14 protein-coding genes and 2 tRNA genes are annotated in these 20848 nt (G+C 58.5%); 1 reads left to right on the top strand and 15 read right to left on the bottom strand.

The features are described 5' to 3' along the window. Positions 1-32: 32 nt before the first annotated feature. The 7 genes from PYK22_RS14785 to pncA all read right to left on the bottom strand — a co-directional run bounded on the left by PYK22_RS14785 (position 33) and on the right by pncA (position 8282). Complete coding sequence (locus PYK22_RS14785; RefSeq protein WP_162199867.1) at positions 33-1850, bottom strand: hypothetical protein; 1818 nt, start codon at positions 1848-1850, stop codon at positions 33-35. A 305-nt stretch (positions 1851-2155) separates the two neighbouring features. Continuing rightward, the gene (locus tag PYK22_RS14790; protein ID WP_041978439.1) at positions 2156-2893 is read right to left on the bottom strand and encodes a HoxN/HupN/NixA family nickel/cobalt transporter; all 738 of its coding nucleotides are present in this window, start codon (positions 2891-2893) and stop codon (positions 2156-2158) included. 221 nt (positions 2894-3114) lie between these two features. Further along, positions 3115-4623, bottom strand: a complete 1509-nt coding sequence (locus tag PYK22_RS14795; RefSeq protein WP_060635733.1) for a M16 family metallopeptidase — start codon at positions 4621-4623, stop codon at positions 3115-3117. After that, complete coding sequence (locus tag PYK22_RS14800; protein WP_041979248.1) at positions 4623-5990, bottom strand: M16 family metallopeptidase; 1368 nt, start codon at positions 5988-5990, stop codon at positions 4623-4625. Before PYK22_RS14800 ends, PYK22_RS14795 begins: the two co-directional genes overlap by 1 nt. A gap of 78 nt (positions 5991-6068) precedes the next feature. After that, positions 6069-7550 carry a nicotinate phosphoribosyltransferase gene (locus PYK22_RS14805; RefSeq protein WP_041978442.1) on the bottom strand — a complete coding sequence of 494 codons (1482 nt, stop codon included), beginning with the start codon at positions 7548-7550 and terminating at the stop codon, positions 6069-6071. Next, a complete protein-coding gene (locus PYK22_RS17680; protein WP_157770915.1) occupies positions 7537-7701 on the bottom strand; it encodes a hypothetical protein in 165 nt (54 codons plus the stop codon). The genes PYK22_RS14805 and PYK22_RS17680 overlap by 14 nt, the downstream gene beginning before the upstream one ends. Before the next feature lie 29 nt (positions 7702-7730). Next, the gene (pncA, locus tag PYK22_RS14810; RefSeq protein WP_041978445.1) at positions 7731-8282 is read right to left on the bottom strand and encodes a bifunctional nicotinamidase/pyrazinamidase; all 552 of its coding nucleotides are present in this window, start codon (positions 8280-8282) and stop codon (positions 7731-7733) included. Positions 8283-8549: 267 nt separating this feature from the next. Between pncA and PYK22_RS14815 the strand changes: the two genes are divergently transcribed. Next, positions 8550-10265 (top strand): outer membrane protein assembly factor BamB family protein, encoded by a 1716-nt coding sequence (locus PYK22_RS14815; protein WP_162199868.1) that lies wholly within the window; start codon positions 8550-8552, stop codon positions 10263-10265. Positions 10266-10595: 330 nt separating this feature from the next. Here the strand turns inward: PYK22_RS14815 and PYK22_RS14820 are convergent, their stop codons facing one another. From PYK22_RS14820 to clpX, 8 genes are all read right to left on the bottom strand, one after another. Then, positions 10596-11126, bottom strand: coding sequence for a molybdopterin-dependent oxidoreductase (locus PYK22_RS14820; protein WP_041978449.1), 531 nt, complete (start codon positions 11124-11126; stop codon positions 10596-10598). Positions 11127-11535: 409 nt separating this feature from the next. Beyond that, positions 11536-11610, bottom strand: a tRNA-Cys gene (locus PYK22_RS14825). A gap of 69 nt (positions 11611-11679) precedes the next feature. Continuing rightward, positions 11680-11754, bottom strand: a tRNA-Gly gene (locus tag PYK22_RS14830). A 218-nt stretch (positions 11755-11972) separates the two neighbouring features. Beyond that, on the bottom strand, positions 11973-12428 hold the full coding sequence (locus PYK22_RS14835) for a hypothetical protein (RefSeq protein ID WP_157770916.1): 456 nt from the start codon (positions 12426-12428) through the stop codon (positions 11973-11975). Between the two features lie 470 nt (positions 12429-12898). After that, the gene (locus PYK22_RS14840) at positions 12899-14731 is read right to left on the bottom strand and encodes a gamma-glutamyltransferase family protein (protein ID WP_041979252.1); all 1833 of its coding nucleotides are present in this window, start codon (positions 14729-14731) and stop codon (positions 12899-12901) included. A gap of 253 nt (positions 14732-14984) precedes the next feature. Further along, on the bottom strand, positions 14985-16700 hold the full coding sequence (locus PYK22_RS14850) for an alpha/beta hydrolase-fold protein (protein ID WP_041979254.1): 1716 nt from the start codon (positions 16698-16700) through the stop codon (positions 14985-14987). 276 nt (positions 16701-16976) lie between these two features. Next, positions 16977-19418: an endopeptidase La gene (gene lon / locus PYK22_RS14855; protein ID WP_041978453.1), complete on the bottom strand. Its 2442-nt coding sequence runs from the start codon at positions 19416-19418 to the stop codon at positions 16977-16979. A 156-nt stretch (positions 19419-19574) separates the two neighbouring features. Continuing rightward, positions 19575-20807, bottom strand: a complete 1233-nt coding sequence (gene clpX / locus PYK22_RS14860; RefSeq protein ID WP_041978455.1) for an ATP-dependent Clp protease ATP-binding subunit ClpX — start codon at positions 20805-20807, stop codon at positions 19575-19577. Between the last annotated feature and the right edge of the window lie 41 nt (positions 20808-20848).

Raw genomic sequence — 20848 nt, forward strand, 5'->3', positions numbered from 1 at the left:
GGGTTATAACGATCCCTCATTTTTCGGGCTGACTACGGATTCTTGCAGGGGCTGAGGACGAAAAAGGCTAAGTCCTGGCGCGGGCTGACGACGGCGGGCGGACCTAAATGCATGGCGAGAGCGTTTTCGAGCGCCTGCGCTTTGTCAGGGTAACCGGCCCGATTCACATAGATGCCCTGAAATCCTGCCGAACATAACTCTTTCAACATCTGTTCCGTCGGCAACGCGGCGATCCGTTGTTGCCAAAGATCCGCTTGGCTATCGCGCATCGCGCCGTAGCTCCATCGCACCTTCGTCGAGTGTATGTACGCCCGGAAATGATCGTAATCCGACATCAGATTGATTGGCGGATGTTCAGGGAATGATGTGTACGGCAGTTGAAAGATCATCGCTCCGGTCGGCATCGCCATCTCAACCCGCCTGATGAAATCACGGTCGCTTTCATATCGCGCTTTGTTTACCGCATAGCGCGGGACGAAGGAGGAGTTCGTCTGATCGAGCAAACCGAGCAAAACGAGCGAGATTAAAGAGATATTTAGCGCCTTTCGCGAGCGGTCGGATCTGTAGATGAGCGATAGCTTCTGAAGGATAAGCGCGACCGCGAAAAGGGAGAAGAAGGCTATGTAAACGCTTATCCTGTTGTACGATCTGATCAAGGGGGAGACCAGCAGGGCGAAGAGCGAGCTGAACCCCCCGATGGTGCCCAGCAGAAGGCACCATAAGTTGAGCGAACTGAGCCAGAATAGTTGACGCCGAAACGGATCGGCTGAAACTTTGCGCGCGCTTGACGCGGATAGGTTCACGAGAAGGAACAGGAAGCCAGCGCTTGCGAAGAAGCCTAAAGAGGCTCCGTCATTTTCGTTCACCAAAGGAGCTTGATTATAGCGCGCTTTAAGCTGCGCCAGCGGCTTTACTCTATGCCCAGTCGCCGGTAGAAGCAGTTGTGCGATCTTGAGGCCGAAAATCTCCGCTCCGCTGTATTCCCTATCGGGTGGACGGCATTCGCCTCGGTAAATGCGGACGAGGCTCGGCGATAGGTTCACCGAAAGCGTGAGACAGATGATGGCTATCAGCAGAAGGGATCTGGATAGTGGGCGGAAGCTCCTGCTGCTGATTGCGACCAAGGCGCCGGCCACGAGCAGCAAGTAGCAAGAGAAGAAGGGATAATAGACGGATCCGCTCGACCCGATCAGCAAACAGATGATAATGGCTTGAGAAAGCGGCACAGGGCGCGATTGCGCGCGATCTTCGCCGTTTGTTCTTAAAGCGATATCCAACGCCAACATGATGCCCAAAGGGGCGAGATAGTAGAGGCTCAAGAAGAGGTGCCAGACGCCGCGCATGAAGTGGTATGGCAGGAAGGCGTAAAGTAGCGAAACGGCTATGGCTATGCTTGACGAGATGCCGTATCGTCTCAGAACGTATAGGGAGGTCAAAGTGGCTAGCGGAAAACCGATCAGATATAGAAGGTTCTGTATGGTTATCGGGTTCTGAGTGATGAGCGAGAGTAGTTTGGCTAGACCTAGATGGAGATTGTCCGCTGGATTAAAAGCGTATAGCTCCATCGCGCCCGGTGCGCCGAGTTTTTCGTTGCGCAAAAACCAACCGTTGTCGATCGTGGATTTGATCATCACTCCATGAAGAAGCGAATCGCCAGCATAGTCAAAAGGCGTGTGAAGCGGATCCGTCCTCCAAAGTCGCAAAGCCCACACGAGCGCAACGATGGACAGCAGCGCGGCACATAGGTAAACGAGAATCGGGTTGGGTTGACCATCGAACGGCTTTTGAGGCGCCGTTCCGTTCTCGCTCGAGACGCAGCGGCCTGAATCGTTCCTCAGCGTTCCGGTCATCATACGCGCTCTGTTTTTGAGTCTCGTTCCTTTCCGACCTGAACCGGATCACTCCAAAAGCGTTCGTAGATCCGGTGATGCTTAAGGCGATTGAGATATCTGAGGCTTCATCGCAACTATAAAGTTGTAGGATAAGACTGAAGAGCTAGCCGCGCGACGAGATCAAAAGCTGGCCTGCGCCTAATCATCCGAGTCTCCAAGCGTGACGGCGGCGAAGATCGATCTTCGAAACCGCCACGGGATCGATCGGCGGCGATGGCGTATTGAGTTTGCGTGTCGGTTGATGGTCCAGCGGCGCATGATGCCTAGCTGGCCCAGACCTCCCAGGCGTAATAGAAGCCGAAGAAGATGCTCCCTACGCCAGCCAGGAGGCGCACCGGCGTGTTGATGCGCGCAAAACGTTCCGCCGTGAAGACGAACGGCAAGCTGATGAGCGCGCTCATCAACAACATGCCGCCGATCGAACCGATGCCGAAGACGAGCAGATAAATCAGCCCGAGAGCGCTCGACCCGCCGCGCATCACTTCCGTCAGGACGAGCAATGTCAACGCAGCCGATCCGGCCAACCCGTGCATCATGCCGACGAGCACGGGCTTCCACCCCAATCGTCCGATCGTGTGCGAGTGATGCGCGTGATCGGTCAGTTCGTCCGGATGGTGCGCGCTTCGCTCGTCGTGAAAGTGCAAGTGCGTGTGCGTGTGGCCGTCGTGCGTGTGTGCGTGAACGTGAATCCGTCGATTATCGCGCAGCGCGTGATACAGGACGCGCGACCCCAAAAGGATGATCATCAAGGCGACGCCGAACTCCAGATACGTCGCTATCGTTTCTGGGATCGCCACGCGAAGTGAAATGACGATGATGCCGGCGATGAGCAGCGAGGCGGTATGGCCCATCCCCCACAGGGCTCCGACCAATGCCGAACGCCAGACGGATCGCTGTTCGCTGACGATGGTGCTGACGGCGACGATGTGATCGGCTTCGGTGGCGTGCTTCAAGCCGAGCAAGAAGCCGAGTCCAAGCGCGAGATCGATCGTTTGGGTCATCGATTAGCCTTTCTCGCCAGTTCGCTCTTGATCGGTTTCGATCCTGAACGCGCGGAAAGCTTATCTTGGGAAGCCCCATCGCGCAAGTTGGATTGAGGATCGAGCAGCATCTTGTTGCCAGCTATAGCGAAGCAGCGGGCCACAGGCTGACGTTGCTTTGGCTTCAGCTTTCATGCCCGACCGGGGCGGATGATTGCGCGAAACCCATCTTGAACCATCGCCTATTCGAAAACGCGCTCAACCGGAACGACGCGAACATTTTCCGGCTTGACGTCGATCGGATATTTTTCAACCACCTTGTCCTCTTCGAGGATCTCGCGCGGTTTGGGCGACGTGTATGTGATGGGAGATGGGCGGTTGTTGATGATCGCCTCGCGCAATGAGTCGGCATCCTCTGTCACGATGACGATGCGCAGCGCGTCCGTTCTTAGATGCCGACGGATGGCGCGATTGACATCTTCCAGCGTCAACCGAGCCAATTGCTCACGCATGTACGTGGCGAAATCAGGTATGCGGTAGTAGCGACTGTCGAGCGCGTAGCCGAGTTGCGCATCTTGCGTCTGCATGAGGATGTTGACGTACTTCGAGAGGAATTCGCGCGTCGCTTCGAAGCTTTCGCGCGTTAATCCATCGCGCAGGAGTTTGTCGAACTCGTAAAGAGCCAGACGCAGCGTGAAATGGGCGTTCTGCGGCTCGACCGGACGGATCCAGATTTGAAAGATCTGTTGCTGGCGCGCCAGATTCGGATCGGGCGTAAACTGGAACATGCCGCGCGGGAAATACTCGATGTAAGCGTAATCGCCGTAGTTCAAACCGCGCAGTTCGCGTATGCGCTGGTAGAGATAACTGTTGCTCGAACGGTGTTGGCCGAAGTAAGAGGCGACGAGCGCGAGCGCCGGCCAATCCGGATCGCCGCGCTTGACCGCGATGGGAAAGCCGATGGAGATGGCCGTCGAGCGCGTCGGGCGGCGGATGATCTCGATGTGCGTGCCCGGCTCCAACTTAGGCGTGGCGAATCGCACCGTCGTCCGTTCGCCCGGCGGAAGCTTCGCAAAATCGGAAGCCATCTTTGAGACGAAATCGGGCGGGTATCCGCCTGCCAGACCGATCACCAGATTGGCTTGCGTGTAGTTGCGCCGGTAAAAATCGCGCACGTCATCGAGCGAAAGCTTTTCGAGAGCGCTGACGCGCCCCATGTTGTGATGGCCATAAGGATGATCAGCGTAGATGACGTTGTAAAGATGCTCTTTCCCTAGTTCCTCGTCGTTGCTCTGGCGCAGATTGACTTTCAAGAAGTTGATCGCGTCTGCTTTCAAGCGTTTGAAGTCCTCTTCGCGGAAGCCGGGATCGAGCAGCATCTCGCGAATGAGCGCGTAATAGCGTTCGAGGTTGTCGAGGTGGGTCGTGCCGTAGAAAACGGTCATCTCTTTGTCGACCTGCCAGTCGAACGAAGTCGCCAGCGGATACATCGCTTCGACGATCTCTTCGTAAGAGCGCGTGCGCGTGCCGCCTTTGGCGATCATGGCGGCGGTGAGCGACGCGAGCCCTTCTTTGCCCGGCGGATCGAAAGCGGCGCCCGTATTGAAGAGGATGCGAAACGTGACGAGCGGCGAACGGTTGGGCAGCAATACGGTAGCGATCTGTCCATCATTCATCTTCGTTTGACCGAAAACCATCGCTGGTCCAAAAAGGGCGCAAAGCAGAACGAGCGCGGTGAAGTTCCGTCGCATTAGCGTCCTCCCTCCTTTCGGGCGGCATCCGGGCGAGCGGCGAGCGTGACGATGGTGCGGTTCTTCTCGGTGAAGTAACGCGCCGCCATCTCGCGTATGTCCTCGGGCGTGATCTGATCGTAGAGGGCGTAAAGACGATTGATCGTCTCCGGCGTGCGGCGCAGAGCGACGAAGGGCGCGAGCGCGCTGGCGATCGCTTCGGAGCTATCCATCGCGAGCGCGAACCCATAGCGTAAATGCGAGCGCGTCGCATCGAGCTTCTTCTGGTCCACCAACTCGCGCGTGAACAGGGCGAACGTTTTCAGGATTTCGTCGCGCACATACTCGACATCTTGTGGGTTCTTGACGCGCGCGTAAACGGTGAAGAGTTCGGGATCGATCTTGTTGTCGAACTCGACTTCGAGCAGATCGGCTTTCTGTTCGCGCAGGACGAGTTTCTGGTACAGATCGGAATTTTCGCCGAACGCGATCGGCGCCAGGAGATCGAGCGCGGCCTTGTCCTTGCGGTCGTCCGCATAAGCCGGACCGCGAAACGCGATGGCGACGAGCGGCAGCGTCTGGGCGGGCCAGTCCACATGCGCCGTGCGCGGCCCATCCTGCGGGGGCTCTTCGGGAATTTGTGGCCGGTAATCGCCGCGCTGCCAATCGCCGAAATATTTGCGCACTAGATCGAGCGCTTGCTCGCGCCGAACATCGCCGACGAGGATGATCGTCGTGTATTCAGGTCGGTAGTAACGACGGTAGAACTGCAAGCTGTAATCGTACTGATTGGGCATGTCCTTGATGTCTTCGAGAAAGCCCATCGTCGTGTGCGCATAGGTGTGGCGTCGGAAGGCCGTGGCGCGCAGCGTTTCGTAGATTTTGAAGATCGGGTTGGAGCTGTTCTTGTTGTATTCGCCGAGCACCGCGCCCGTCTCGGTCTTGTAAACTTCCGGCGAATATTGCAGGCGTAAGAAGCGATCGGCTTCGAGCTCCATGATCTTCTCCAGATCATCTTTGGAGAAGACTTCGTGATAGACGGTGCGGTCATCCGTCGTGTAGGCGTTGGAGCTGGCGCCCGCGCGCTTCAGGATGGCGTCGCGCTCTTCGGGCGTGAAGTTCTTGCTTCCGCGAAACATCATGTGCTCGAACAGGTGCGCGTAGCCGCTCTTCCCCGGTTCGACTTCGTTACGCGAGCCAGCGGCGACGACGATGTAGAGCGCGACCAGGTTCGGATAGTCGGTCGGCACCGTGATCAGGCGCAGCCCGTTCGGCAGATCATCCATCGCGTAATCATAAGGGAAGGCTTTATGCGTTTGGTCTCGTTGTTGCGCGAGCGCCATCAGCGGAAGGCATAACGAGAGCGTGAAGACGATCACCAGTTTCATCATATCCTCTCTGAAACGACCCTTGAAGGCTTCCAGCGATTCACCGACGAAATGGGATCTCGGTGCGCCGCTGGCGGTTTACCAGATCTCATCCGCGTTATTGTCGTAGCCTTTCATCATCTCATCGGCGAGCTCTGCGGGCAAGCGCAGAACGCTTTGCCAGCCCGATTCGTCGCGCAGCATCTCGGCGGTCAATTCATCGCGCAAGCGGCGCAAGCGATCGCTCAACATGACCGGGTAGCGCTCAATGTCGCGAAAGCGATGGCGCTGCTCTTCGACGAAGGCTTTGAGTTTGGTGATCGAAGGGATCGGTTCATAACGTCCGCTTTCCCAAAAGGGGCGAAGGAGGCGTTCGACGCGCACCGCGCCCGGGATCTCCACTTCCTCATCGTCCAAGCCGATGCAGTCGCCGACGTAGTTGCCTTCGGCGTCGCTTCCGCGAAAGAGTTGCAGTTTACCGGGAAGCGTCGATTTTTCCGGCGTGTTGGAAGCTTTCAAGGTGGGCCGCCCTTCGATCAAGCATTGTTTGAAGATGACGCCCGCCACATGTGGGACTTCTGCGGAGAGCTTCGTCCCGATGCCGAAACCGGCGGCTTCGGGAAACTCGCGGACGATCTGGCGCACGCGCTCGACGTCGAGATCTCCCGTCAAGATCGGCATCAGACCGTGCAACCCGTTCGCCTCGAAGAAGCGCAAGCACCATTTGCCGAGTCGCGCATGATCGCCCGAGTCTATGCGAAAGCCCTTGAAGGCGCGACGTCGCGCTTCGCTCGAAGTCGCGGCCATCGCCGCATGAACCGCGCCCATGTAGACGTTGATCGTATCGAGCAAGAGGATCGTCCCTTGCGGATTGGCATCGAGCCAGCGCTCGAACGCGACCTGCTCGAAATGTTTGGGCCGCCCGGTGCGCGGATCTATTTCGGGATCGCGCAGGTACTCGATGTAGGCCTGTTGCCAGTAGTGAGCCTCTGTTCCGACCGCCGGGATATCGAGCCGATAGGCGGCTTCCATGTTCGACGTGTCGTTGAACCCGCCGATGTAGGCGTAGGCGGCGACTTCGACGGCGCGTTCGATGTCGCCGTTTCTGCGCAGCGAAAAATCAGAAAGCCAGCGATCGCCTGCCGCCATACGAAAGCGCATCGCCGTGCTCGCGATGGTCATCGGAAGATCGAAGGCGTGCTCGAACTTGATCTCTTGCGCCTGCGTCAAGGCGAACGGCCCCGTAATGTCGGCGAAAGGTTCGTTGGCGAAGACGATCGTGCCGGGCGGAACGGCGCGCACGCGCCCGACAAAGTGCATATCTTCGACGGCTTTGGCGAACAACTCCAGACCGCCGCGATCCTGCGCGATGAAACGCAAGCGCGGGCGGTCCAGATGACTATCCACCAACAGCCGGACCAGCCGTTCATGACCCAAACACGGAGCGAAGGGGAGCTTCCGCTGCGTGACATAGAAGGTCGCTTCCGCTTCGCTCAGCGGTTTCTCGCGCAGCCGCGCCGCTTCCTTGTACGCGGCTGAACCCATCGTCGCATGGTAACGATCGAAGTTAAGCGTGCCCATAGTTGACAGCGATCAACGGTGAAGAGGCAAGTGGGCCGACATTGACATCGAATGATGGACGATCAAGCGAGATCTTCACCTTCAACGCCGAGCGACGGATCACACGCTTGCCCGCTCCGGCAAATTCATCGGTCGCGGTCTTCGCCTTCAACGCCGAAGAACGTTCTGAATTCTGAGCTCTCAAGCTATCTCCGCCCCTGCGCGACGCATCTCTTCGATGGCGCGTTCTTCGTCATGCGGGTCGAGGTTGACAGCGCGCGACGCATCGCGCAGAACGCGCACCTTGAACCCTTCGCGCAGCGCATCGAGCGCCGTATGCTTGACGCAGTAATCGGTCGCTAACCCGCCGATCCAGACCTCCTCGACGCCGTGCTCGCGCAGGATCCTCTCCAACCCAGTCTGATCGAATCCGGAGTAGCCGTCCGCATCGCCCATGCCCTTCGAGACGACGATGATGCGCGGATCGTCCCGCAGTTGCGGATGGAACTCTGCGCCCTTCGTCCCTTGCACGCAATGGACCGGCCATTTGCCGCCATACGCGGCGAAGTGTTTGGTCACTGCCGGATGCCAATCGCGCGTTTTTATCACAAGATCGCCGCGCGCGAGAAATTCGTCGATGAGGCGATTCAAAGGCTCGATCACCTCATCACCGCGCGGCACGGCCAGTGCCCCCCCTGGGCAGAAATCGTTCTGAACGTCAACTACGATCAACGCCCGCTTCTTATCGCCCATCGCTCCCTCCTCGAGCTTTCGCCGTAGCTTCCGCGAAGGGTTATTATTCATTAGCTTAATCCGATCCGTTGAATGGAGCAATTCATGCGCGACCGGCGGAAAAAGTTAAGCTTGCGGAAGGGCTACCCTCTCTTTAAGTCCATGTGTGGTCGATGGCGATCGAAAGCGTTAAAGCGCAGGGGATGGAGGCCGCTGAAAAGCTTGCTCTTCTGCCTTCCGCTTTGCGCCGCGCTCGGAGTCGCGGCGCAAAGCGATTGGCGGACGAAGTTGGATGGCCCAGTTCGTTTCTACCAAATGACCGATTGGGATGTGATCGTTGCCGCCACCGAGCGCTCGCTTTATGCCATTGACGCGCAGACGGGAGAAACGTTGTGGCGGCGACGCGCCCGCAATCTCGACGAGCGCGACGTTGCGCCCGTGCCCGGGACGGATCTCATCCTGTTGAGTTACGCGGAGAAGGATCGCGCGCGCATGGAAGCGCTTGACCTGCTTTCCGGTGAAGCCGTCTGGCGCTCGGAACGTTTGCGCGGACAGGTCATGCAGATGGCCGTGGATCTGAACCAGCGTTTGCTGGCGGTCACAGTTGTGCGTAAGACGAAAGAGCGCCCGCGCGAAGGTTTCAAACAGCGGCCCACCGTTCACCTGCTCGATCTTCAGACCGGAGAGGAACGTTGGCGGCGCGAACTAGGCAGCGAGATCGAAATGCTGCCCGCGCGTTGGACCGAGAATGAAGAGACCGTTTACACGCTCGACAACTATCGCGCGCCGCTCTTTCTCGATGGGCGCCTCTATCTCTTCTACGATGGCGTCACCGCTTACGATGCTTCGACAGGCAAAGAGTTGTTGCGCGAGCGCTTCCGCGTCAACGAGGAAGGGCTCGCCCTGACCGAAGCCGATCCGGTCTTCGATGAGCGTCTCCTTTACGTTTCGGGGCGCGGGCGCGTGCGCGCCATCTCGCGCACGACCGGCAAAGTTGTCTGGGAGACGAAAGACTTGGGGACGACGCCGGAGATCATCGTCACAGACGGTGTCCTCTTCGTGCGCACGGGCGGAACGTTCGCGCGCGTGCGTGATGGCGCCGCAATTGCGCGCGGGCCATACGGCGTCAGCGCCATCGACAAAGAGACCGGTCGCACTCTTTGGCAGTACAAAGGAGCAGATCGCGGGATCACGAACATCGTCCTATCAGATCCTGCGACGGTCGTCGTCGCCGATCGCGATGATCTGATCGCGCTCGACGCCGCAACGGGCAAGCGGCTCGCGAAAGTGCCGCATGGGATCGAAGATGCCGCTTTCGCCTTATTGAACGAACGTGGGCACGTCCTAGTCGGCGGTAAAAACGAGATCGCCGCTTTCGATCCGCGTAGCGGTCAAGCCATTTGGCGCGCGCGCTACACTCCGCCCGGTCGTGGCCTGTTGCGCACAGTCGCCGCAATAGCTGCGCGCGCCGTCTCGTTCTACTTCCGATATGGCGCGCTCTTCAGTTTCGCCTATCGCGGCGCACAGTTTGCGCGCGCGGCGAGCGCGCTTCGCTGGTCGGGGCTGCACGCGCGCGCGGATCTAACCGATCTTACATCGCTCGTCACCGATGCCGCGCGCGAACGCGCAAGTTCGCGCCTCGCTCTTTTCGGCAGAGCGGCGAACTTACGCGGTGGCGGCTCTCGCACCATCTTCGAACGCGCTGGCGATGCCGACTTGCAGGATCGACTGCTCGATCGCCTCGATCCAACGCGACAGTTCGATCGGCTGGCCAATTTCTTGCGACGGCGCGAACGACTCGTCGCATTGCGCGTTGGTTGGATCTACTTCTACACACAGATGCGGGAGCGCGGACTCGTCGGCGTAAACATCAACACGGGGCGCGCCGAGCGTTTCGTCGTGATGAGCAAGGTTGATCCGCGCTTCATCGTGAACGAGGCCGACGGCTCGATCATAATCGCCGATGATGACAAATTGATCGCTAAATCGTACGCGCTTTTGTGATCGATCCCGGTCATAATCGCCGATAGCGTCAATTTGATCGTTAGATCGTGCGCGTTTTTGTGATTGATAACGACCGCCCGAGCTTAACAAAGTTGCGCTCGAATCTCGCGAGAAATCGCCAGCGCATGTCCGAAAGCGGCATAGAAACTGTTCCTAAACGCGCTATCGCCATACGAACCTCGTCGACTACCGTTCGCTTCGCCGCACAGAGGCTGTCTCTTAAACGCGCTATCGCCCCGCAGATCGATTCCTAGAGCGCGGCGAGGATCTGCGGGCTTCTCTCCAAGTCGGTTTATGCGAAGACTTCGCGTTAAATACTGTTGCCGCCAGCTATCGACCAGCGCGTAGGACTGAGAGTTTGATCACTTGCCTTACCCAACGCGCGTGGCGCTTTTCATCCGGCACGACGAGGCGCAGTGTGCCTTCCTGCGTCGGCAAGGGCTTCCCATCGCGCCGGTCGGCGAGAAGGATCATGCGATCTGTGAAGGCTCGATCTATTTCGGGAAGCGCGAAGACCACTTTGTAGCCGTCAGCCGCTTCCACCAGCAGGAGGAGCGCCATCTTGTCGCCGCGCAGGTCCTGACCGAATGGAACGCCAGCCAGTTTGAGCACTTCATAAAGCTCAACGCCTTCGAAGATGGCATCCCGTCCATCATGATCTTTGGCGCGGACAGTGCGGCGCGGCAATTTAGTCATGTCAGCAACGGTCAATTGAAAAGGGCGTATCCCTTCGCCGCCGATGGTGAGCAAAGCGCCATTCTGCGGCGAGGCGTTTTGCCCTTGAGCGCCGCTGAGCGATAAGGCGAGCGCAAGAAGGAGGCTAAAGGCTCCCATTAACGCGCGAGACTTTTGGCAGTTCATCCGTTCCTTCGGTGATTCTCGGAAGAATGAAAAGTTCATCGCGGATCAGCTCCATCTGCCGTCAAGCTCGGTCAACCTTGAGATGAATAGTTCACCACAAATCGCAACTCGAAGCAATTTCAATGGGTCTTCCGGCTAAGTGGCGGACAGCGATCCACCAGCGCTCATGTGCGATGAAATGAGGGGGCAGTCTAAATGAGCGGATTGAAGTTGGTCCGCACGAGTTTGGCGAAGACGGCGGGGGAACGTCCGCAGTCAGTCTAAATGAGCGGATTGAAGTTGATGGCGAATTCGCGTGGCGTTCGGTTGAAAAGGAGATTAAAGGATGCGTTCGGGTGAGTGAGAGATTTCAAGCGAAGTCAATGGAGCTGGAATATGACCTGCGGAACAGGTAATCAGCAGGTCTTGTTGGAGGCGGCGGTGGGAATCGAACCCACGAATAAAGGTTTTGCAGACCTCTGCCTTACCACTTGGCTACGCCGCCTCGACCGCTGGGCTATACCTTAATGGTGAAGAAGGGCGAAAGATTGACTTCCGCCCTTCCGCGAATCTTTGGAGCGGGAGACGGGATTCGAACCCGCGACTTCGACCTTGGCAAGGTCGCACTCTACCGCTGAGTTACTCCCGCTCTGCAAATTACTAATTCTATGTATCCTTGATCGGTTGTCAAGCCATTGATCGCCTTGGGGGCTTGCGCTTATGAGGTACAGGCGAGGTTTTCGCCCTACTCCGCGCGCAACCTGCGCTTATGGTTAGAGCTTAGCCTTACCTTGTTCCTAGAAGCGCCGTTTGCTAATTGATGGCAAAGAGCGTTTGTGCTTTACTGTGGCGCGCTCATGAATTTACTCAGCGGCGCGGGTAGCGATGACGATAGTTCCTGTAATAGCGATCGCTTCCTTTACGCTTGGAGAGCAGATATCCAGCGGTCGTCCCGCCACCGCCAAGAAGGGCGCCAGCAGCGGCTCCTTTCGCGCCGCCGATCAGAGCGCCGACTCCAGCTCCGAGTGCGGTCCCGGCACCGATGGTCGCGATCGGTTGTCCATATTTGCCTAGTCGGCGGCGGCTGCGGTCATTCTTGATCAACCAGCCGGCTGTCGCCCCTCCGCCGCCGAGAAGCGCTCCGACAGCAGCACCTTTCCCCCCACCGACAATCGCTCCGACGCCTGCGCCGATCGCCGCGCCCGCTCCCGCTGTCAGCGCGGCGCGCGCCTTCGGACTAAGGCGCCGATTCTGCGCAGAAGAAGATGGCACCCCAACGAGGATAAAGAGCGCGACAAGCATCCCTGCTAGAAACTTTCTCATGGCTCCCTCGAAGACCCCGCTTGATTGGATTGTTGTACCGAAAAGAATGGCAAAGTCTATGCCACCGAGTTCGCGTAATGAGAATCGGAAGCTTCTCCGCAGCATGTGACTGTGGAGCTGGTGCGGCTAGGCGTGGATTCTTGTGATCTTCCCGTTTCGCATTGGGAAGCCTTTTGAAGCGAACTCATTTAAACGGAATGCACCATCCGGTATGATGGAGGCACCATATCGGTCAAAGATCAAAAGAGTTCAGCCGAAACGCTTCTCCCGAGCGATGTATAAGCCTTGAGTTCGCTTAGAAAGAGCTCAGATTGTTAACAGCGATGGCCGAACTTAACCCCAGCTCACTTCAGTTCGCTTACAAAGAACTTGAACGAATTCAGATGTGAACCCTGCCCAAGTTTGAGTTCCGTGCCTCCATGTTGCCCAAGCCCAAAAGGGATGAGCCGGTCTGTTCTGACGCTTTCGTTTCACCATGCGATGCCGTAATCTTCGCCGTGATTGCTCGATCCGCCCCACATCGTCCCGTGTTTGCGGTCGAACAGGATGGCATTGATCGGACCGGAAGTGCGCGCGGCGAAGGTCATCTCGTAGCCCATCTTACGCAGTTCAGCGCGCACCCAAGACGGAATCGCTTCGTTGAGCAAGATCCTACCGGGGCGCGATTCATGATTGCCGAAGGAGCTGCGCATCTGAAAGCTGTTGAAGTTGGCCGCTTCGGTCGCCTCTTGAACGGTCATGCCGAACTCGACGATGTTCAGAAAAAACTGCAAAAGGTTCTGATCTTGACTGTCACCGCCTTGTACGGCGAAGGCCAAATAAGGCTCGCCGTCGCGCAACGCCAGGCTCGGCGTCAAGGTCGCGCGCGGGCGCTTGCCGGGAGCGACGACGTTGAACGGGTTTTCGGCTTCGTCGAGCACGAAACTCTGCATGCGCTGACTGAGCCCGATCCCCGTGCGTCCGGCGATCACGGCTGGAATCCAACCGCCGCTCGGCGTCACCGAGACGACCCACCCTTCTTCGTCAGCCGCGATGACCGAAGTCGTGCCAGCGTAGAAGTCCTTTTCGAACTCTTCGTTTGAGCGAGCGCTCTCTTGCGAGTCGCTCTTTGCTGCGCCCTTCTGCTGTTCACCCCACTTCTCTAAGAGTTTGAGATACGGATTGCGCTCGCCTTGAAACGGGTACGGATCGCCCGGTTTGATGTTCGGGTCGTTGCGCTCCATGTTGATGAGCTTAGCTCGCTCGCGCGCGTACTCTTTCGAGAGCAAACCGCGAACGGGTTCCGCTGGCGGAAAGTACGGATCGCCGTAGTAGAAATCACGGTCGGCAAAGGCCAGATTCATCGCTTGGTAGAGCGTGTGGATGTAGCGCGCGCTGTTGTAACCCATGGCGCGCAGGTCGAAGTTCTCCAGAATGTTGAGCGTCTGGAGCATGACTGGGCCTTGCACCCACGTCGTCAGTTTGTAGACTTCGATCCCTTTATAATCGGTCTTGACCGGCTCTTCGATGTAGACGCGCCAGCGGGCCAGGTCTTCGAGCGTGAACAGCCCGCCCTGTTCTTGGACGCTGCGCACGATCTCGCGCGCGATGTCGCCCTTGTAGAAGCGGTCGTAAGCCGCGTAGATCGCCTCTTTGCGACTCTTGCCTTGTTTTAAAGCCTCTTGTTCGGCCTCGACCAGTTTGCGCAGCGTGGCGGCCAGATCCGGTTGGCGGAAGATCTCGCCCGGCTCCGGCGCTTCGCGCTTCTCGCCAAGATGCGGAAGCATCACCTGCCGCGAATAGGGCCACTGTTTGAGCCGTTCCTTTTCGCGTTCGATCAGATTGGCCGTCTCCGCCTCGATCGGATAGCCATCGGCCATCTGAATCGCCGGTTCGAGTACGTCTTTGAGCGAGAGCTTGCCGAATTCGGCGAGCATCACCAGTATGCCGCCCGGCGTGCCCGGCGTGACGGCGGCGAGCGGCCCGTACTCGGGCGGATACTTCATCCCTTTGCTGCGGAAGAACTCGGGCGTCGCGCCCGTCGGCGCCACGCCGAGCGCGTTGATGCCGACGACTTTTCGCGTGTGCGGGTTGTAGATCAGCGCCTGCGTTTCGCCGCCCCAGCCGAGCGTGTCCCACATCGTACAGGTGGCGGCGATCATGGCGCAGGCGGCATCGACGGCGTTGCCGCCCTTTTGAAAGATCATCGCGCCGGCGGTGGCCGCCAATGGTTTGCCAGTGATCGCCATCCAATGTTTGGCGTGAAGCGGCGGCTTTTGTGTTCGTTGTTGGGCGAAGGAGTGCGGTCCAAAAATCATGTGCATTGAAACCAGCAGAATGAGCAGCGTCTTCCTCGTCATCGGAGCTTCCTCGACCTTTGCCGCACGGCTAGAACGCGCGCTCGTGCGCGAACCTGTCACGCGCGTCCAGTCGGGTTCGCAAAGCGCGAGCAGATTTCGTAAGAGCGGGCTGCAAAGTATACATCAGCGCCGACCCTTCTCCACAGCCCGCCTCATCTTGCGCGGAGAAGCGTAACTAACGCGCCGCCGTTTCGAGAAGGGCGGCGTGGTGCGTTTCTCAATAACGCCAACTGGACAGGTCCGCTCCCGGTGGCGCGGTCTTCTCTATCCGCTCGAGTATCTTGGGGACGTACATCTGATTATACCGCAAGCGCGAAATGGCGTTCGGGCGCGTGTGGTCGCCGTTCCAGCAATGCTCGGCGCGCGGCTCGTAGTCTACTTCGCCCGCGTAGTAGGGATCCTTCGTCTGCTTGAGGAAATCCTCCACAAGGTAGACGGCGTTGTTCAAAAAGTAGTTATCCATCTCGCCGACGTAGATGTGGATCTTGCCGACCAGTTTCGGTCCAAGCTTGGCCCAGTCGCGACGCAGGATATAGCCGAGATCGTAATGTTCGCGCCAGTACTGGGCCACCTCATGATCTATCTTGCCCGTCAGCTTGTCCCAGATCGGCTTCGGGTAGCCGTCGGGTCCGACGGGCGAGAAGACCGCTTGCCAGATGTCCCATTGCCCGCCCGAACGTCCGTGCGTGCCGAGCGCCAACTCCATGTGGTTCATGTCTTCGACGGTCGCAACAATCTGGTTAAGGTAGTTGCGTTTGCCGGGACGCAGGATGCGCTTCCAGTAGCTCGGCATGTAGTAGGCGTTTTCGTCCTCGTAGATGTTCACCGTCGTATAGGCGCGAAAATCTATCGGATCGGGGCAGGCGGCGAAACAGCCGTTGTACATCTCCGGGTAGAAGATCTGCGTCGCCAGCGCTTCCCACCCGCCGGTCGAGCCGCCGTAAGTGAAACGCGCCCAGCCCTGCCCGATGCCGCGAAACCTCTTCTCGATATACGGAATAAGTTCATAGTTGATGGCATCGCCGTAAGGGCCGAGGTTGGCCGAATTGACGGCGTAGGAGTCATCGTAGTACGGGTTGGCGTGTTGAATCTTCACGATGATGAAGCGCGGAAAGTCGGGGCTGGTCCAGTCTTTGTAGAACTGATAAGCGTACTCTTGGACGATGCGATTGTAGCCCTCGATCCTGAACCGTTCGCTGTATTCGGGCTTTAAGTCGGGATCGGGCGGCGTCTCGCGAAAACCGTCAAAAGTCGGCGTGAAGTGATCGTGGAAGACGATCAGCGGGTAGCGCGCTTCCGGATGCTCATCGAACCCTGCGGGCAACAGGACGGCAGCGCCGATGTACATCGGGCGGCCCCAGAATTTGGTCAGCAGTTGACTCTGGATGCGGACGTGTTTGATGAACTTTGTATCCTTCGGCGGTTCGATCGGCGGCATCACGCGATCGAGCTTGATCTCGATCACTCGATCCGCGCGCGGGTCGATCGTCATCTTCACGGGCGTGCTGTAGAGGTTGCCGGGCGCGCGGTTCCACTTTTGCCCTTCTCCGCGGTCCATCGGAAGCTTGACCGTGTGGCCGTCGGCGCGATGAAAGGTTTCGTATTTGTGGAGGACGGCTTGCACCCAGTAGGTGCCTGCCGGAACATCCGCCAGGCTGCGGCGCGGGTAGCCGAACGCGCTCGCGTCTATGGTGGTCCATTCATTGGGGCGCCAGCCATCGACATCTACGCCGAAGACTTGCTGCGTGTTAAGGTCTTCGGTGATCTGGAAACGAGGTTCGCTCTTGTCGTTATTCGAAAGCAGAAGCAGGAGTCGTCCATCGAGCGGTTGTGCGCTGCTCGATGGCGGAAAAGAGATGCGGAAACGCAATCCAGTTTGCGCATGTGCGCTGCTGGCGAAGCAAATAAGGCAAAGGATCGTGACGCGGATCATGCGACGCATTTCCTCTCGCTCCTCAGGGAAGATAGGGAAAGCAACGCGCCCGACGCCGGTCTTAGCGAAGATGGCCATCTGACCGGGCGACGGCGCGCAAGTTTAGCATCAGGCGGAGAGCGTTTCCGAAGGATCGAGATCAACCTCAGCTCGAAATATGGGGCGAACTTCGCGAAGCTCGCCTCATACGCTTCGCGCCCTGCGTGGTCGGCGAAGAGAAACGAATGGGGCCACGCTTCTCGTTTTGAGCATAGCCCCATTCGCGTCGTTGGACTTTCAGCCCTCCATCGTTGGCGTCCCAGGCTGCGTCCCCGGCGCATCAGTGGTCCACAGAGGCGGATGGTGTGTCTCATCCGTCGGGCCGACTTCGGTTGGACACGCGCTCTCGAGTGCGAGCGCGAGCACCTCATCGATGGTTTCGACCAGTTCGATGTTGAGCGCGTTGCGGACCTCTTCCGGCACTTCGACGAGATCCTTCTCGTTGTCTTTCGGGATGATGACGGTCGAGATGCCGAAGCGGTGAGCTGCCAGCAGCTTCTCTTTGATCCCGCCGACGGGGAGCACGCGCCCGCGCAGGGTGATCTCGCCCGTCATGGCGATGTCGGCTCTGACGGGGACGCGCATCAAGACGGAAGCCATCGCCGTCGCCAGCGTGATGCCAGCCGATGGCCCGTCTTTGGGGATCGCCCCTTCCGGGATATGCACGTGCAGATCGCGCTTGCGGATGAAATCGAGGCTCATCCCGAGCCGCTCGGCGCGCGCTTTGATACAGGTCAGAGCCGCTTGCGCGGACTCTTGCATCACGTCGCCGAGTTTTCCGGTGAGCGTTATGTGACCGCGCCCCTGGGTCAGCGTCGCTTCGATCTGCAACACTTCGCCGCCGACCTCGGTCCAAGCCAAGCCCGTTGCGAGTCCAATCTCGTTCGTCGCCGCAATACCTTGGGAGCGGAATTTAATCGGGCCGAGCATTTCGCGCACACGCTCAGCATCGATGACCTCTTTGAAGTTAGGGCCAGCTTTCTGCGCCACGAGTTTGCGCGCCACTTTGCGACAGCAAGAGCCAATCTCGCGTTCAAGGTTACGCACGCCAGCTTCGCGCGTGTAGTGGCGGATGATCTCAAGGATGCCGTCTTCGGTAAACTCGATCTGATTCGGTTTAAGTCCGTTCGCCTCGGCCTGTTTGGGAATGAGATGACGGCGCGCGATCTCCAACTTCTCGCGCTCCGTGTAACCGGAAAGCCGCAGTATCTCCAGACGATCTTGCAAAGCCGGCGGGATCGTGTGGAGCACGTTGGCCGTGGCGATGAAGAAGACTTTCGATAGATCGTAATCGACATCCAAGTAATGATCGTGGAAGGCGTGATTCTGCTCGGGATCGAGGACTTCAAGCAGCGCTGCTGCCGGATCGCCGCGAAAATCGGTCCCGAGCTTGTCAACCTCGTCGAGCAGCATGACGGGATTGATCGTTCCGGCTTTCTTCATCATCTGGATGATCTGGCCCGGCAGCGCGCCGATATAGGTGCGGCGATGGCCGCGAATCTCGGCCTCATCGCGCACGCCGCCTAAACTCAAACGGACAAACTTTCTGCCGGTCGCGCGCGCGATCGATTTGCCCAGACTGGTCTTGCCGACGCCCGGCGGTCCAACGAAACAGAGGATAGATCCCTTGGGGTTTTTGACCAGTTGACGAACGGCTAAGTATTCGAGGATGCGCTCTTTGATCTTCTCTAGGCCATAGTGGTCTTCGTTCAGAACCTCTTCAGCCTTCTGCAGATCGCGCACCTCCTTCGATTCTTGTTTCCACGGCACGCTCAACAACCAGTCGATGTATGTGCGCGAGACCGTCCCTTCGGCGGACATCGGCGGCATCGCTTCCAAACGATTGAGTTCCTGAAGCGCTTTCTCTTTGGCTTCCGCCGACATGCCGGCCTCTTCGATCTTCTTGCGGAGTTCGTCGAGTTCGGCCTTCTCGTCCTTACGGCCCAGCTCTTTGTGGATCGCTTTGATCTGTTCGTTCAGGTAGTACTCGCGCTGCGCCTTCTCCATCTGGCGCTTGACGCGATTCTGAATGGTGCGATCGATCTGCCGTTTTTCGACTTCGATCTCGAGCAGTTCGACGATGCGTTGCAACCGCTCGTGGACGGAGAAGATCTCAAGCAACCCTTGTTTGTCCTCAACCGAAATGCGCATCTGCGAGGCGAACTGGTCCGACATCTGAGCCGGATCCGGGTTGCGCAAGGCGGCCTGCAGCGCATCGGTCGGCATTTCGGGCGCAAGACGCATGTGCTGTTCTAATAGTTGCGCGATGCGCTGGATCAACGATTCGACGCGCAGTCCCGTTTCGGTCGCGATGGGAGCGCGCCTGACGATGGCCGTGAAGGCGCCATCCTCGTTCTCGACGCGAATGGTCGTCGCGCGTTCGCGCCCTTCGACGACGACTTTGATCTGTCCGTTCTCTTGGCGTTGCGCTTGCAGGATGCGCGCGACCGTGCCGACGCGGTAGATCTGCTCGGGCCTTGGCTCATCTATCGAAGCGTCGTGTTGGGTGGCGAGAAAGATCATGCGGTCGGTCGCGAGCGCTTTTTCTAGGGCGCGGACCGAACCGGGTCGCCCGATCTTGAACGCGACTTTGGTCGAAGGGAAGATGACCACGTCGCGAATTGGGACCATCGGATAGCGCGCGATATCTTTCGGGGTCGTGTCAGAGTATTCTTCCATAATTTGCCCTTATGTAAAGCCTCGATTCAGTTAGTTCGGCTCAAGTTGCGAAGGGCGAGTCGTGCTACGATGAGCCGCTCGCCCTCGATCCTCCTTTTCAACCAAATTTTAAACCACTTCCCGCTCCAAATGCCACTTTCGCCGCCTGACGGCGAATCAAGCGGCTGCGCCGTCGATCAGTTCCGCGGGAATGACGCGGCGACGCTCGACCATTTCGCGCGTGATCACGAGCTCTTTGATCCGCCGTTGACTCGGCAGTTCATACATCGCATCGAGCAGGAGCTCTTCCATGATCATCATCAACCCGCGCGCGCCGACCTTGCGCTGAACGGCTTGATGCGCGATGGCGCGCAAGGCATCGTCGGTGAAGCGGAGTTTGATGTTGTCGTATTCGAACTTCTTCTGATATTGCTTGACGAGCGCGTTCTTCGGCTCGGTCAGGATGCGGACCAGCGCCGCCTCATCCAGTTCGTGCAGGACGGCGAGCACCGGGAGGCGCCCGACGAACTCCGGGATCAACCCGTAGCGGACGAGATCTTCGGGTTGCACGTGAGCCATCGCGTCGGCATAACGGTTCGAGCCGGGGCGAATTTCGGCATGGAAACCGAGCGATTTGTTGCGCAGACGCTTCTCGATGACCTTCTCCAGGCCGACGAACGCGCCGCCGCAGATAAACAGGATGTTGGTCGTATCGACGGGGAAGAACTCTTGGTGCGGATGTTTGCGCCCGCCCTGTGGCGGGACGTTGGCGATCGTCCCCTCGAGTATCTTGAGCAAAGCTTGTTGAACGCCCTCGCCCGATACGTCGCGCGTGATCGACGGGTTCTCGTCTTTGCGGCAGATCTTATCGACCTCATCGATATAGATGATGCCCTGTTGCGCGCGCTCGACATCGCCGTTGGCGGCTTGAAGGAGCCGCAGGATGATGTTCTCGACATCTTCGCCGACGTAGCCGGCTTCGGTCAGCGTGGTCGCGTCAACGATGGTGAAGGGGACCGAGAGGATGCGCGCCAGCGTCTGCGCGAGCAACGTCTTGCCCGTGCCTGTCGGGCCGATCAGCAAGATGTTCGACTTCTGGATCTCGACATCGCTTCGTCGGCGCGCCAGCTCGATCCGCTTGTAGTGTTGGTAGACGGCGACGGCCAAACGCTTCTTCGTCTCTTCCTGCCCGATGACGTACTCGTCGAGGAAGGCTTTTATCTCGGCGGGTTTCGGCAGCGGGGGGCGCGCTGAGACGGGTTCCGGCTGATCGTCCGAGATGATCTCGTTGCAGATGTCTATGCACTCATTGCAGATATAAACGGTCGGGCCCGCAATGAGCTTCTTGACTTCATTCTGTGATTTGCCGCAAAACGAGCAGCGTAGGGGTTCATCGTTTCGGCGTACCATATGAATTTGCCAGTCGGGAGTCTGAGATCATCCGATCCCAG

It is taken from the genome of Pyrinomonas methylaliphatogenes (genome assembly GCF_000820845.2).
Lineage (GTDB): Bacteria > Acidobacteriota > Blastocatellia > Pyrinomonadales > Pyrinomonadaceae > Pyrinomonas > Pyrinomonas methylaliphatogenes.

What these genes read in the sequence shown, in the direction of transcription:
- PYK22_RS14840 (WP_041979252.1), bottom strand. Translation starts at nt 14,731, where the DNA reads ATGCACATGATTTTTGGACCGCACTCCTTCGCCCAACAACGAACACAA.
- pncA (WP_041978445.1), bottom strand. Translation starts at nt 8,282, where the DNA reads ATGGGCGATAAGAAGCGGGCGTTGATCGTAGTTGACGTTCAGAACGAT.
- PYK22_RS14785 (WP_162199867.1), bottom strand. Translation starts at nt 1,850, where the DNA reads ATGACCGGAACGCTGAGGAACGATTCAGGCCGCTGCGTCTCGAGCGAG.
- lon (WP_041978453.1), bottom strand. Translation starts at nt 19,418, where the DNA reads ATGGAAGAATACTCTGACACGACCCCGAAAGATATCGCGCGCTATCCG.
- PYK22_RS14795 (WP_060635733.1), bottom strand. Translation starts at nt 4,623, where the DNA reads ATGCGACGGAACTTCACCGCGCTCGTTCTGCTTTGCGCCCTTTTTGGA.
- PYK22_RS14835 (WP_157770916.1), bottom strand. Translation starts at nt 12,428, where the DNA reads ATGAGAAAGTTTCTAGCAGGGATGCTTGTCGCGCTCTTTATCCTCGTT.
- PYK22_RS14790 (WP_041978439.1), bottom strand. Translation starts at nt 2,893, where the DNA reads ATGACCCAAACGATCGATCTCGCGCTTGGACTCGGCTTCTTGCTCGGC.
- PYK22_RS14800 (WP_041979248.1), bottom strand. Translation starts at nt 5,990, where the DNA reads ATGAAACTGGTGATCGTCTTCACGCTCTCGTTATGCCTTCCGCTGATG.
- PYK22_RS14850 (WP_041979254.1), bottom strand. Translation starts at nt 16,700, where the DNA reads ATGATCCGCGTCACGATCCTTTGCCTTATTTGCTTCGCCAGCAGCGCA.
- PYK22_RS14820 (WP_041978449.1), bottom strand. Translation starts at nt 11,126, where the DNA reads ATGAACTGCCAAAAGTCTCGCGCGTTAATGGGAGCCTTTAGCCTCCTT.
- PYK22_RS14805 (WP_041978442.1), bottom strand. Translation starts at nt 7,550, where the DNA reads ATGGGCACGCTTAACTTCGATCGTTACCATGCGACGATGGGTTCAGCC.
- clpX (WP_041978455.1), bottom strand. Translation starts at nt 20,807, where the DNA reads ATGGTACGCCGAAACGATGAACCCCTACGCTGCTCGTTTTGCGGCAAA.